Source organism: Acinetobacter sp. TAC-1, from assembly GCF_029025845.1.
Lineage (GTDB): Bacteria > Pseudomonadota > Gammaproteobacteria > Pseudomonadales > Moraxellaceae > Acinetobacter > Acinetobacter guillouiae.
Genome location: NZ_CP118892.1, coordinates 1,519,530 through 1,532,824 on the forward strand (window position 1 = coordinate 1,519,530; position 13,295 = coordinate 1,532,824).

Genomic DNA, 13,295 nt, shown 5'->3' on the forward strand with positions numbered 1-13,295 from the left:
AGCAAAATGATTTGATCCACATGATCATATTTTGCTTTATGAAAGGTCTATTGATTTTATGGAATGCGATGAGCATATAGTTTGATGATGAATCGCTATACTCAACAACCTTATTAAGACATTATAAGAACGAGATATTCGGCTTCTTTCATTAGTCCTTTTTAAGACTATAAATCAATATAAAAGCCCCTCATCCTAGCCTTCTCCCAGCGGGAGAAGGGACTTTCAATACCAAAATGATTTACGCCATATGATCATATTTTGCTTTATGAAAGGTTTATTGCTTACACAAATGAATTAAAATTTTCACTGCAATAGAATTACTTAAGCTGCTCTAAATTGATTAACGCATTGCCAAAATAATTAAATGCATCCAGTGCACCTTGAATAACTTCATCTTTCTGGCTAGGGCTGAGTTCGGCTTGATCTAAAGCTTGAACAAATCGTTTCCAAACCTTTGCTCGACCTTCAGGGTAAGCTGCCAAATTGCGCGCACCATTCTCAGCGCTTAAGCCTAAGCGTTGCTGCGCTTGTTTAAATAAAAATGCCGCGCCTAAAGTTGATCCTTCTGAAACGTAAATCCAGCCTAAAGCAGCAGGGAAAGTCACATTTAAGCTTTCTAAAGTTTGACCTTGAGGTTGAATGCCTAAATCTTGTAGATCTAACAGTGCTTGTGCAGAACGACCACGGATATCAAGGTCGGTAATATGTAAAGCCACTTGATCTTGTTGAAATAAATGTTCGATTTCAAGTTGAAAATAATACTGAGACAGGGTGAATAAGGCGTATTTTTCTACACTAGAAAATACGTCTGCTTTTGCCATTAGCGTATGCATTCTTTCATGCTCATCTGCGGTCTGTAATTTGAGACGCATGGCTAAACTGAGTTCTTGTTGCGGATTGGCATTGGGTTCAGTGATCAGTGCTTGATTCATGTAATTCTCTGATTAAAAAAGTCTATAAAAAAATGGGTTATATGAGAGATGACGAATGAACTGGATAAAAACCGCAACAGCGTCTACAAAAAAGTTCTTTAGGAATAGCATTTACAAATCACAAAATGTAAACGATAATTATTATTGTTTAGAAATTTTAATTTAATTCTATGATCCCAATTCTCCCCACACCGACGCGGCAACAAATCCTGCAAGAGATGTATTTGGATCACCATGATTGGCTGAAACAATGGCTCAACTCGCGTGTCAGATATCCTTTTACTGCTGCAGATCTGGTTCAAGATACTTTTGTTAAATTGCTGCAAACTAAACAGCTTTTTTCAATTCAGGAACCACGGGCATATCTGGTCAATGTGGCAAAACATGTGCTGATTGATAAGCATCGTCGCTATATTTTAGAGCAGAATTATTTAGAAACACTCAAACAGCATGCAGATGATCAAGATCTTTTAATCAGTTCAAATCAAATTGAAGAGGCTGTAGTTATTTTAGATTTTCTCACCATTGCTTTGCAGAATACGACGGCGCTGACTCGAAAAGCCTTTATCATGTATTACTTTGAAGGCTATAGTCAGAGTGAAATTGCCACTGAGATTGGTAAATCATTACGCACGACACAGCTCTATTTAGCCGAATGTTTACAGTTATGTTATGAGGCGAAAAACAACTTGCTTGAGCTAGGGCTAGATGAACGCTAAACAGTTACAGAAAGAAATGGCTTTATGGATTGTTCGTTTAAATACTGATGATTTGCATGAACGTCAACAAGCGCAAATTGAGTTTGAAGCGTGGCGAAGTAAGTATCCTGAACATCATGATCAACTCGATCAAATGCTTAATTTTTCTGAAACAATGCAGCAGTTTTCGACAACGCATGGCATATCCAGCCAAAACGTTCGCAACTCAATGAAAGTCAGCCAGCAAAGTAAAAAACATATTTTACAACTGTTTAGCAAAGTCTTGCTGTTTTGTGTGAGTATCGGCGGTGTTGTTTATTTCGCTGCGAATTCAACAATGATGTCTTACTACATGGCTGATTATAAAACTGAGGTTGGGCAAATGCATTCGATCACCTTGGAAGATGGTTCCAAAGTGACTTTAGCTGCAAAATCTGCCATTAAACTTGATTTTACCGCTGAAAAAAGACAAATCAATTTAGTCCAAGGGGATATTTATATTGATGTTGCCAAAGACCCACAACGGCCTCTGATCGTTCACACAGCTCAAGCGGATTTTAAAGCGCTCGGTACACGATTTATTGTTTATCAGTACGCCAATAGCAGTGTGTTAAATATGTTGCATTCAAAGGTTGAAACCCGTTCGTTGGCTCAAAATTCTCAAGTAAAAGTAGTCAAGCAAGGGGAAAAAATTAGCGCTGACTCACTTGGTTTAAGCCCGATTTCTGAGTTGGATATTGCATCGGCCGAGTTTGCTTGGGATAAACATCAGATCTTGGCAGATCAACTTCCTTTAGCTGATTTACTGACCAACTTAGGGCGTTATCATCATCAATATTTAATATTTAATCATTCGACCTTAAAAGATTATAAAGTCAGTGGTGTGATTAATGCCAAGCAGGATTTAGATCAAACGCTACGTTTGTTGGTCACTCAATACCCAATTAAAATAACCAAGCTTGGCGATCATGTGATTTATATTACTTCAAAATAACAAAAATGTTATTTTGGTTGAGTTTAATATCTTATTAAATGTAGTTTATTTATGTTTAGTCACATTTTTATATGCTGAAAATACTGTTTAAAACTAAAATAATGACTTAAAATTTACCAATTGATTTATTTATTACATTGAATTTTAACAATAAAATTTATACATGATTTTATGTAATGTACTTGTATGATAAAAAGTCAACTTAGAAACTATTGTGGTGTAGATATATTTTTGTCAGCATAAGGTTTTATTTTAAATTAACTGAAATTTAAAATAAATAGTGGATAGCTAAATTTTTAAATCAGCATAGGCTTAAAATAAGCAGAAACATAGTTTAACTATATTTAATTGCATTTATTTATATTGAGATTTTTGTTCCTATAATGTGAATAAGATTATATTTATCGCATGTTTTTGATTCAAACTTTATAAAGGGGTTATTCAATGAAGAAACTGACTTTAGCAACATTGAGTACTTTGGCTTTAACTTTGTCATGCACAAATGTATTTGCGCTAGATGGGACTATTACCGTAAATGGTGTGGTGACGGATCAGACCTGTGTATTATTAGCAAAAGGTTTTGGGGGGGGGCAGGCCAGTGGTCTTAAAGATATAACAATTAATTTTCCTGCTATGCGTAAATCTTTGTTTGTTGTTCCAAATCAATGGCAATGGATCGAAAACTTTAACCTGTATTTAAGAAATGCTACGGATACAGGTCCTTGTGATGCAGCAACAACTAAAGCCTTTAAAGGGATCCATCTCAGTGTAACCTCACCAGATCACTTGCATGCAACCGATAAAACTTTATTAGTGAATCAAGCCGAAGGTGCTTCTGCGGCAAATCCTATTTTTATGCAAATTATAGCTGTACCTGGTGGTACTTTAGTGCCAGTAGATTTTTCTGCATCTTGGGGAACTCAGGCGAAAAGTGTCATCCGTGATGAAGGTGGTAATAATATATCCCTACACTATTTTGCAACGGTTCTTACTAAGACTGGGGTTGTAGATGCTCAGAATTACACGGCAAAAGTTAATTATACCATCCACTATAATTAATTTTTTGTGTTGGTTTTAGTAGAGAAACATAGGTTTGCTGATGATTGAGCAAGTTAAAAATAATTAAAACTTTATGAGAGGTAATTCAATGAAGAAACTGACTTTAGCAACATTGAGTACTTTGGCTTTAACTTTGTCATGCACAAATGTATTTGCAGTAGATGGCACCCTTACGGTTAATGGTGTGGTGACGGATCAGACCTGTGTATTGCTAGCAAATGGTATTGGGATTGGGGGTGGTCAGGCCAGTGGTCTTAAAGATATAACAATTAATTTTCCTGCTATGCGTAAATCTTTGTTTATTGTTCCAAATCAATGGCAAGGGATCGTAAACTTTAACCTGTATTTAAGAAATGCTACGGGTACAGGTCCTTGTGATGCTGCAACAACTAAAGCCTTTAAAGGAATCCATCTCAGTGTAACGTCACCAGATCACTTGCATGCAACCGATAAAACTTTATTGGTGAATCAAGCCAGTGGTGCTTCTGCGGCAAATCCTATTTTTATGCAAATTTTAGCTATACCTGTTGGTACTTTAGTGCCAGTAGATTTTTCTGCATCTTGGGGAACTCAGGCGAAAAGTGCCTTCTTTGATGAGGGTGGTAATAATATGTACCTACAGTATATGGCAACGGTTCTTACTAAGACTGGGGTTGTAGATGCTCAGAATTACACTGCAAAGATCAATTATACCTTGCACTATAATTAAATTTTTTGTGTTGGTTTTTGTAGAGAAACATAGCTTAGCTGATGATTCAGCAAGTTAAAAATAATTAAAACTTTATGGGTGTAATCCAATGAAGAAACTGACTTTAGCAACATTGAGTACTTTGGCTTTAACTTTGGCGTCTACCAACGTATTTGCTGTAGATGGAACCCTTACGGTTAATGGCGTTATCACTGATCAGACTTGTACTTTACGAGCTGAAGAAAATAGCATTCTAAGTGGTTTAAAAGATCTAACCGTTAGCTTACCCACGCTACCTAAATCAACCTTTACACCGTCAAATCGAGAGCCATTTATTATGGGCTTTAATATCTATTTAAGAGATGCGACGGGTTCGGACTTCTGCGACATCGCAACAAGAAGGGCATTTAGAGGTATACATCTCAGTGCGATTTCACCAGACCACTTGGATACAACCGATAAAACTTTATTGGTCAACACCTCGGGCGCTTCTGTTGCAAATCCTGTTTTTATTCAATTTTATACGGTGGATTCAGTACCTGTGGATTTTTCTGCGTCTTGGGCAGATCAGGCAAAAAGTACAGTTCAGCATCTTAGTAATCATACATTTGTATATTATCGTGTACAGTATGCCTCTAAAACGGGGATAGTCGATGCTCAAAATGTAAATGCGAAGATCAATTATACCTTGCACTATAATTAAATTTTTGTGTTGGTTTTAGTGGTGAGGCATAGATTTAATGATGATTCAGCAACTTAAAAATAATTAAAACTCGATAAAGGGAATATTCAATGCAGAAACTGACTTTAGCAACATTGAGTACTTTGGCTTTAACTTTGGCATGTACCCAAGTGTTTGCTGTAGATGGAACCATTACGGTTAATGGTGTTATCGCTGATGGAACATGTACATTAAATGGTGGTGGTTTTGCAATGGGCTCAAAAGATATAAGCATTGACGTGGGCACTATACCTAAATCAAAGTTTACACCTACACTTCCAGACCCAAGGAAGTATGGATTTACTCTGTACTTATCAAATGCAGCGGGTACAGGTGTCTGTGATGCAGTAACAAGTAAAGCGTTTAAAGGGATCCATCTCAGTGTAACGTCACCAGATGAAGACTTGGATGCAACCGATAAAAGGTTGTTAGTGAATAAAGCCACTGGCGCAGGTGGTGCTTCTAGTAAAAATCCTGTTTTTATTCAAATAGATACTAATGGAAATGGAATTGTCGATTTTTCTGCACCTTGGGGAGTTCAAGCAAAAAGTGCAATTTATACGCTTAGAGATGAAACGTATTTACAATACGATGTAATGCCTGCTTCCAAGACTGGAATTGTCGATGCTCAAAATTACACCGCAAAGATAAATTATACCATGCATTATAATTAATTTTTTGTGTTGGTTTAGTTGGGAAGTATAGGTTTGTTGAAGTGCTCTTTTTATATTTTACTGAGATTTAAATGAATAATTCTTTCAAGCGGTCGAGTATTTCCGTTATTAAACTCAATACAAGCATTTGCCATAGAATCAGGACTTATTGTGTTCCAGTCTATTTTGTAGCCGAGGTGATGCAATAAATTATGGATAAAAACCCTTTGAGTTCTCCCATTACCTTCACGGAAAGGGTGAATATTGTTTAACTGACCAAGTATAAAACCAATATAAACTGCCAAATTAGAATCAGACATAGAACTCAGTGATTCATATTGAGTATTTAGTTTAGTGAACAGGTCTTGGAGCTGATCATAAATGTCGTCATGGTGACAAAATTGAGTTTGTCCCTTGCAGATGTCAACTTTACGAACTTCACCAGCCCATGGATAAATTTCACTGAAAATACAACGATGGATAGAGGTATAGTAAGTTAGGTCCACAGGGAAAACAAAATAAGCATCATCAATGAGTTTTTTAATGGTTATGACAGTGAATTTATTTTCAATTATATTCAGTTCAGACGTCGATTGAATACCGTATGAATTTATGAGCACCCCATTTTCATATACATATGGATCACAACTGGCATCATAACCTACGGCATAATAATGATCGTCTAGTTTACTGCGATCACTCATTTATACTTACTTTCGACGATCGATTTTGTATCGCAAATGCTAGTTGAGAGACTTCTTGAATAGCTTGTTCATACGAAATTGAGCCAGACTCTATACGCTGTAATCTATTTAGATCATCGCTATCAACATGAAGATTATCGACAGCCATAATCCCAATCACACTTTGACTATTGTTACTAAGAACAACGACTTGGGAATGTTCTACACACTGATCAGAGACATCAGTGGATGTTGCGCTACGTGAATCTTGATTACGCACAAATGACATAATTGGCATTCTCAAAGCTCTCCGTCCAAATGTTGTATAAAATATATTCAGCATTATATCACGCACTGTATTTTTCGGTCAATTATTTAGAAATGCAAGACTTTTATAACTTTTTGTTTTTTATTGAGTATTTTGAGTTTTTTGCTATTTGAAAGTCAGGAGGTGTATGTTGAATATAAAAGGTATTGTTATATTATATGTCAAATATACTATAATATTTAGCATATAGTATGGGGTCTTAGATATGAGTGTACTCACTTTTATTCATGGTGCGACTGTTTCTGCGACCGATGTTCGTAAGTCATGGAGCAAAATTGTTGAAAGTGTCAAAGAAAACCATAAACCTGTTTTCGTTTGCACGAACAATAAGCCCGAAGCCGTTGTACTGAGTTTTGAAGAATTTCAAAACATGCAGGAAATCGTTGAAGCAGCTCGACGTGAAATGCTTGGACAACAGATGGTTGGTGATCTTTTGGATATTGCTGAGCTAACAGGTTGTCCTATCAAATATATGCGTTTAAATGCAAGCGGTGTGTTTGAGGAAGCAGAAGGGCAATAAACATGGCTGTTGGTGATATCTATCGGATTTTCGTTAAATTTGACTTAGATTCGCTTGAAGGGAAAGAACGATATACGGTTGAAATTGGTAAAACTCATTTCACTGTTGTAGTTTTGGATTCAATTACACGTCAGTACGAGGGCAAATCAGATTTTATTAAGTTGCACTACTATCCGATTCGAGATTGGAGGCAGGCGGGTTTAAAAAAGGCATCTTATATTAATATTAGTAGCACAATCAGCTTTGATTTTCGGGAAATATTAAAAAGTGGAAAATATACAGGTCAGTTAAGTTTCACTGATATTAAAGAGTTGGCTAGGTTCATTCAAACCTACAAAAAACGTTTGGAAGCGTATAATAAAGCTAACGCTAAAGAAAACCCTTAGCAATAAAAAGCGTACTATTACGGTTTTTTTGTTTTGTCACTCGGCTTGTTGTATAAGTCTTTTTTAAAAGCATAGATCAATATAAAAATCCCTTTCATCTTCACTTTTTTGCAAAGAGAGAAAGCACTTTGAATAGCAATATGATTTACGCCCCACGATCATTTTTGATTGATGAACGAAATCGATTGAACATCATTTTATAAAAAACCATAAGTGCTTTAATGAATATTCAGTCAATGATGTTGATGGTAACACTTTGGATGGGTATAGAAGATCTTAATAAGGAAGCTGGATGATGAGGTCATTTATATGATTGCAAATTCATAAAACATATTATTTTAGTCGGGTTAAATCTATAATGAGAAAATGCTTTTATTGATGTTTAGTCATATTTTGATATGTTGGAAATGGTGTTTAAAATTAAAATAAAATTAAATTTTTGATCATTTGTTTTATTTATGATGATGAATTTTAACAATAAAAAATTATACATGATTTTTTGTAATGAATTTGCATGATAAAAAGTAAACTTAAAAATATTGTGATATGCGGATATTTTTGTCAGCATGAAGTTTTATTTTAAATTGTTGGAAATTTAAAATAAAAATAAATATTAAAATAGACTCTAGCTTGAAATAAGCAGAGTTTTAAAGTGAACAGCAACAGCGTTTATATATTTAGACCTATCTATTTTCGTTGAAATTACCATGTCTCCGAATGTGAATCACAGCATCGTTAAATTATCGCATTTATTAAAGCTTTATAAGGCTGATTCAATGAATAAACTGACTTTACCCACATTGAGTACTTTGCTTTTAACTTTGCCGTGTACAAACGTTTTTGCTGTGGATGGAACCATTACCGTCAATGGTGTTATCACTGATGGGACCTGTATATTACAAGGTAGTGGTAGTGGTGTAAGCGGTAATAAAGATCTAACGATTACTTTGCCCACTGTATCTAAATCAAAATTTAATACAGTGTCAGGGAGAATTGATATGGAGTTAAAAGATGCTACGGGTATAGGTTTCTGTGATGCAGCAACAAATTATGCCTTTAGAGGTATACATCTGAGTGCTATTTCACCAACTGATCTGGATGCAGAAAATAAAGCTTTATTGGTCAATAAAGCTGCAGATTTATCCATTAAAAATCCTATTTTTATTCAAATACGTACTGACGGTGTTGGTACTGCTAGTCGAGTAGATTTTTCTGAACCTTGGGGAACACAGGCGAAAAGCTCTATTTCTTATTCTGGTCTTCGTACATTCTTTTATTACTATGTAGGGTACGTTGCTAAGAATTGGATTGTCGATGCTCAAAATGTACAAGCAACTGTAAATTACACGATGCACTATAATTAAATTTGCCTCTGTTGTTTTTGGTTAGGAAGTATACGTTTACTGAAGATTGAGCAATTTAAAATGATTAAAAATTTATAAAAGGGGGATTCAATGAAGGAACTGATTTTAACGGCATTGAGTACTTTGCTTTTAACTTTGCCGTGTACAAACGTTTTTGCTGTAGATGGCACCATTACCGTCAATGGTGCTATCACGGATCAAACTTGTACATTGCAAGGTGATGGTGGTTATGCAATTGGTTCAAAAGATATCGTTTTTCCATTAGGTACTGTACCTAAATCGTGGTTTACGCCTACACTTCCAGTGCCAATGCGTTATGGATTTACGCTACAGTTAACCAATGCAGCAGGTACAGCTCACTGTGATGTGGCAACAAGTAAAGCCTTTCAGGGGATACATCTGAGTACAATTTCACCAGATGATTTGGATGAGACAGATAAAACTTTACTCGTGAATAAAGCCACAGGTGCAGGTGGTGCTTCTAAGGCACATCCTATTTTTCTTCAAATGCAGACTGAAAACAGTAGACCTGTAGATTTTTCTGCGGCTTGGGGAACTCAGGAGAAAAGCTTAGTACGTATCCGTGCTGATGGTGAAACATATGTATATTACATAGTTGCAGTTGCTTCCAAAACGGGGATTGTCGATGCTCAAAATTTCACGACAAAGATAAATTATACATTGCACTATAATTAAATTTTGTCTGTTGATTTTATTGATGAAGTTTAGATTTATTGATGATTGAGAAAATTAAAACTTATTCAAATCTTATGAGATGTATCCAATGCAGAAACTGACTTTAGCCACATTGAGTGCTTTGGCTTTAAGTTTGACATGTAGTCGCGTGTTTGCTGTAGATGGAACCATTACAGTCAATGGTGTCGTGACTGACGGAACATGTATATTACATAGTGCTGGCGGTGATGCAAGCGGTACTAAAGATCTAACGCTTAACTTGCCCACTGTACCTAAATCAGGGTTTTATCCAAATGTAGCGTTAAGTAAAAAACTCATTTATATGGAGTTACTAAATGCTACAGGTACGGGTGTTTGTGATGTAGCAACATCTAGAGCCTTTAAAGGGATTCATTTGAGTGTAAGTTCACCACCTACTGACTTGGATACAGAGGATAAAACTCTATTGGTCAACAAAGCCTTAGATGCTTCCACTACAAATCCTATTTTTTTTCAAATTACGACTAGAAATGGAATACCTGTAGATTTTTCAGCACCTTGGGGAACTCAGGCGAAAAGTCCTGTTTTTGAGGGTGCTTATGCAGTGGCATATTTAAGTTATTATGTAGCATATATTTCTAAGACAGCAATTGTCGATGCCCAAAATGTCACAGCAACTATCAATTATACAATGCACTATAATTAATTTTTGTGTGTTGGCTAAGTAGATAATCATGCATTTGCTGTTGCTTTAGAAAATTAAAATTTAAAAAAACTGCATTTCATTGCGGTTTTTTTGTTTCTGCTTCGTCATATAACTTAGAACACATGAAAACACAGATTATTTTAACTGAATGAAGTTAATGATTATCATTTAACCTTGGGTGGGTAGAGAATGTCTCAATCTTTATATCAGAATGCAATAAAGCCAGTTGCAATGGCTGTTGCAATCGCACTGTCTATGAGTGCAATCAGTATACAAACGCATGCAAATAACGCTTCGCCTGTTGGCTTTTATCAAGTGCAAAGCGGTTCATTGACTCAAGCTTTAAATAGCTTGGCACAGCAAGCCAATGTATCGTTGTTACTCGATCCAGCAAAAACCAATCGTTATCGGGTAAAGACGATGAAGGGTAAATATACCCTAGATCAGGCTTTTGCATTATTGGTGCAGAATACCCCATTCCAGATTCAAAAAACTTCAGCAGGTTATCTACTTATTGAAAAGCCTGTTGCTACACAAACACCTGTAGTCAATACAGCAAACATTGCAACAGGAAAAACAGCAACTTCAACCACAAATGCTGAAAACCAAATTTATCAGATGACCCCAATTGTGGTCGAGGCGGTAAAAAAAGACACCATACAATTTGGTCAGAGTGTACTCAATCAAAAAGCGATTGATCGTTATCAGGCCAATAATGTTGCACAATTACTCGATCATATGCCCAGTGTCGGTTCAGCAGGATCGCCACGTCCGGGAGGGCAAACGATTAATATTCTCGGCATGGGCGGGGTAGCCGATGTACCCATTACCTTGGACGATTCTGTTAAAACCTTTGATAAATATCGACAGGGTTCAGTCTTTATTGAACCTGAGATTTTAAAGAAAATTACCGTGGATAAAGGACCACATAACGTTGAAGTCGGAAATGGTGGTTTTGGTGGTAAGGTTACACTGGAAACTAAAGATGCCACAGATTTACTGGATGATGGTAAAAATATTGGCGCATTTTTAAAATATTCTCGTTTTTCCAATAACAGTCAAAATACCTATACAGGCGCTGTATATGGTAAAGCCGACAATGGGCTGGTCGATGGGCTGTTTTACTATACCAACCGAGACAGCGGCAATGTAAAGCGACCAGATGGAACTGAGTTTTTGTATTCAGGGCAAGAGCAAGAAACCTATTTAGCCAAACTGAACTTTTATCCTGCCGATGGTCATAAAATTTCTTTAAATGCCATGCGCAGTGGGCATGAAGGCTGGGAGCCTTTTGCAGCTATGCGTGATCAAGATGCAGTGCCGACTGAGGCAGATATTGCTAAGTATGGCTATGATGAAGCTTGGAAACGCCGTTTGGTCGACCGTGATCAGGAAGATACCAGTTATTCTGCAAGTTATGAATTCAATCCTGATGCTAACCCATATCTAAACTTAAAAGCTGTCGCATCCTATTCCAAGACCTATCAGCATGATTTACGCTTGCCAAGTGTGACGGGTTCAGCAGCATTGTTAGGCAATGAAAGCTGGGTAACCTATACCAATACAGCATTAAAAATGAGTAATATCAGTGATATTGAAACAAAACTGGGCACGCATAAATTAAAGGTTGGCGCGCAATACCAGAAAATGGAACAAAACTCGCTGATTTATGACAAAAACAATGCCAAAAAGCCAGATTATAATTTTGGTTATTATGAACCGAACTATATGCCTGCTGGCGATCAACAAATGCTGAGTGCATTTATTGAAGATCAATATCAGATTAACAATTTCGTTATTACGCCATCGCTCCGTTATGATCATATTGAAAATAACGGCAAGCCAAATCGTGCATCACGATTTAATGATCCAGCGGCAGGGCATGATTATTCCAGTAAAACTTATACGGGCTGGTCGCCACGTTTGGCAATGTCTTGGAAACAGGCCGACTATATGACATGGTTTGCGAATGTGAGTAAAACATGGCGTGCGCCTCGTGTCGATGAACAATATTATGTGCAATCCGCAGCAACCACTGTTCCCTCAACCAGTCGTTATTTAGTGCCTGAAAAGATGTTGGCGATTCGTGTTGGCAATGAGATGAATTTTGATGATGTATTTAGTGATGAAGATCATCTGCAAGTGCGTTTAACCTATCATCATAATCGCGGGGGCGATGAGATATTTCGCAATCGCTCAACATTTTGTCAAGCACAAGCAGAAAACAATGCAAATACTGGAAAAGGCAGCGTAGCAGACTGTAAAGGCAATTATGATCGTGGTTTTTATCGTAATGTGACTGATTACACCATCAAAGCCTATGAAGCCGAAGCTTTCTATAATCAGCCGACTTGGTTTGCTGGTTTAACCTATTCCTATATTCGCGGGCAACGTGATAATTCCCCTGTAAATCCATGGTTTGATCAAAAAACATGGATGACCAATATTCCGCCTAAAAAAGCCACAGCGACTTTAGGGGTAAATGTGCCTGAACATCACTTAACTATGGGATGGAGAGGGATCTTTGTTGCTGCACAAGACCGAAGCCTTTCGGACAATGATAAGTCGATTGCGGCATCTTCATTTTCATTACCTAAAACCAAAGGTTATTCACTACATAGCGTTTATGCCGATTGGCAGCCAATTGGTGCAAAAGGACCAACGCTGAATTTCTCGATTGATAATTTATTTAATCGTGATTACAAAATGTATTTGGGTGAATATATGACAGGTACAGGTCGAGACTATAAGGTGAGTATTTCGCAGAAATTCTAATAGGTCTGTGTTTAATATTTGACATGACAACATGAGATTGCGAGAAGTAAATTTGATTTAAGGATTAAGTTTTACTTCTCGTTTTTTATAGAATAGTTTTCTTATAAAAG

General features: G+C 36.6%; 14 protein-coding genes. 12 read left to right on the forward strand and 2 right to left on the reverse strand.

From position 1 onward, the window contains the following. Nucleotides 1–320 precede the first annotated feature (320 nt). Nucleotides 321–935: a biliverdin-producing heme oxygenase gene (locus PYV58_RS06975; protein WP_034618375.1), complete on the reverse strand. Its 615-nt coding sequence runs from the start codon at nt 933–935 to the stop codon at nt 321–323. Nucleotides 936–1,105: 170 nt separating this feature from the next. Between PYV58_RS06975 and PYV58_RS06980 the strand changes: the two genes are divergently transcribed. The 6 genes from PYV58_RS06980 to PYV58_RS07005 all read left to right on the forward strand — a co-directional run bounded on the left by PYV58_RS06980 (nt 1,106) and on the right by PYV58_RS07005 (nt 5,769). Beyond that, nucleotides 1,106–1,654 carry a sigma-70 family RNA polymerase sigma factor gene (locus tag PYV58_RS06980; protein WP_034618376.1) on the forward strand — a complete coding sequence of 183 codons (549 nt, stop codon included), beginning with the start codon at nt 1,106–1,108 and terminating at the stop codon, nt 1,652–1,654. Continuing rightward, a complete protein-coding gene (locus tag PYV58_RS06985; protein ID WP_034618377.1) occupies nt 1,644–2,627 on the forward strand; it encodes a FecR domain-containing protein in 984 nt (327 codons plus the stop codon). The genes PYV58_RS06980 and PYV58_RS06985 overlap by 11 nt, the downstream gene beginning before the upstream one ends. Nucleotides 2,628–3,071: 444 nt before the next feature. Continuing rightward, the gene (locus tag PYV58_RS06990; RefSeq protein WP_275059731.1) at nt 3,072–3,686 is read left to right on the forward strand and encodes a type 1 fimbrial protein; all 615 of its coding nucleotides are present in this window, start codon (nt 3,072–3,074) and stop codon (nt 3,684–3,686) included. Between the two features lie 88 nt (nt 3,687–3,774). Further along, entirely contained in the window at nt 3,775–4,395 is a 621-nt protein-coding gene (locus PYV58_RS06995) for a type 1 fimbrial protein (protein ID WP_275059732.1), read from the forward strand. An 88-nt stretch (nt 4,396–4,483) separates the two neighbouring features. Next, complete coding sequence (locus PYV58_RS07000; RefSeq protein WP_275059733.1) at nt 4,484–5,077, forward strand: fimbrial protein; 594 nt, start codon at nt 4,484–4,486, stop codon at nt 5,075–5,077. Between the two features lie 89 nt (nt 5,078–5,166). Next, entirely contained in the window at nt 5,167–5,769 is a 603-nt protein-coding gene (locus PYV58_RS07005; protein ID WP_034618356.1) for a type 1 fimbrial protein, read from the forward strand. A 50-nt stretch (nt 5,770–5,819) separates the two neighbouring features. On the opposite strand, the gene PYV58_RS07010 is transcribed toward PYV58_RS07005, so the two are convergent. Further along, entirely contained in the window at nt 5,820–6,452 is a 633-nt protein-coding gene (locus PYV58_RS07010; protein WP_034618357.1) for a Fic family protein, read from the reverse strand. Between the two features lie 512 nt (nt 6,453–6,964). Here PYV58_RS07010 and PYV58_RS07015 point away from each other — a divergent pair. The 6 genes from PYV58_RS07015 to PYV58_RS07040 all read left to right on the forward strand — a co-directional run bounded on the left by PYV58_RS07015 (nt 6,965) and on the right by PYV58_RS07040 (nt 13,185). Further along, the gene (locus PYV58_RS07015; RefSeq protein ID WP_034618359.1) at nt 6,965–7,279 is read left to right on the forward strand and encodes a type II toxin-antitoxin system Phd/YefM family antitoxin; all 315 of its coding nucleotides are present in this window, start codon (nt 6,965–6,967) and stop codon (nt 7,277–7,279) included. A 2-nt stretch (nt 7,280–7,281) separates the two neighbouring features. Next, nucleotides 7,282–7,665, forward strand: a complete 384-nt coding sequence (locus PYV58_RS07020) for a hypothetical protein (protein WP_051671134.1) — start codon at nt 7,282–7,284, stop codon at nt 7,663–7,665. Between the two features lie 776 nt (nt 7,666–8,441). Next, the gene (locus PYV58_RS07025) at nt 8,442–9,029 is read left to right on the forward strand and encodes a type 1 fimbrial protein (protein ID WP_275059734.1); all 588 of its coding nucleotides are present in this window, start codon (nt 8,442–8,444) and stop codon (nt 9,027–9,029) included. Between the two features lie 90 nt (nt 9,030–9,119). Continuing rightward, a complete protein-coding gene (locus PYV58_RS07030) occupies nt 9,120–9,725 on the forward strand; it encodes a type 1 fimbrial protein (protein WP_275059735.1) in 606 nt (201 codons plus the stop codon). Nucleotides 9,726–9,813: 88 nt separating this feature from the next. Next, the gene (locus tag PYV58_RS07035) at nt 9,814–10,410 is read left to right on the forward strand and encodes a hypothetical protein (RefSeq protein WP_034618315.1); all 597 of its coding nucleotides are present in this window, start codon (nt 9,814–9,816) and stop codon (nt 10,408–10,410) included. A 189-nt stretch (nt 10,411–10,599) separates the two neighbouring features. Beyond that, complete coding sequence (locus tag PYV58_RS07040) at nt 10,600–13,185, forward strand: TonB-dependent hemoglobin/transferrin/lactoferrin family receptor (RefSeq protein WP_034618314.1); 2,586 nt, start codon at nt 10,600–10,602, stop codon at nt 13,183–13,185. Nucleotides 13,186–13,295 lie beyond the last annotated feature (110 nt).

Bases quoted from the DNA above. Each gene is read 5' to 3' on its own strand.
- PYV58_RS06995 (WP_275059732.1), top strand. From the start codon at position 3,775: ATGAAGAAACTGACTTTAGCAACATTGAGTACTTTGGCTTTAACTTTG.
- PYV58_RS07010 (WP_034618357.1), bottom strand. From the start codon at position 6,452: ATGAGTGATCGCAGTAAACTAGACGATCATTATTATGCCGTAGGTTAT.
- PYV58_RS07000 (WP_275059733.1), top strand. From the start codon at position 4,484: ATGAAGAAACTGACTTTAGCAACATTGAGTACTTTGGCTTTAACTTTG.
- PYV58_RS07040 (WP_034618314.1), top strand. From the start codon at position 10,600: ATGTCTCAATCTTTATATCAGAATGCAATAAAGCCAGTTGCAATGGCT.
- PYV58_RS07005 (WP_034618356.1), top strand. From the start codon at position 5,167: ATGCAGAAACTGACTTTAGCAACATTGAGTACTTTGGCTTTAACTTTG.
- PYV58_RS07025 (WP_275059734.1), top strand. From the start codon at position 8,442: ATGAATAAACTGACTTTACCCACATTGAGTACTTTGCTTTTAACTTTG.
- PYV58_RS07015 (WP_034618359.1), top strand. From the start codon at position 6,965: ATGAGTGTACTCACTTTTATTCATGGTGCGACTGTTTCTGCGACCGAT.
- PYV58_RS06980 (WP_034618376.1), top strand. From the start codon at position 1,106: ATGATCCCAATTCTCCCCACACCGACGCGGCAACAAATCCTGCAAGAG.
- PYV58_RS06990 (WP_275059731.1), top strand. From the start codon at position 3,072: ATGAAGAAACTGACTTTAGCAACATTGAGTACTTTGGCTTTAACTTTG.
- PYV58_RS06975 (WP_034618375.1), bottom strand. From the start codon at position 935: ATGAATCAAGCACTGATCACTGAACCCAATGCCAATCCGCAACAAGAA.
- PYV58_RS07020 (WP_051671134.1), top strand. From the start codon at position 7,282: ATGGCTGTTGGTGATATCTATCGGATTTTCGTTAAATTTGACTTAGAT.
- PYV58_RS06985 (WP_034618377.1), top strand. From the start codon at position 1,644: ATGAACGCTAAACAGTTACAGAAAGAAATGGCTTTATGGATTGTTCGT.
- PYV58_RS07030 (WP_275059735.1), top strand. From the start codon at position 9,120: ATGAAGGAACTGATTTTAACGGCATTGAGTACTTTGCTTTTAACTTTG.
- PYV58_RS07035 (WP_034618315.1), top strand. From the start codon at position 9,814: ATGCAGAAACTGACTTTAGCCACATTGAGTGCTTTGGCTTTAAGTTTG.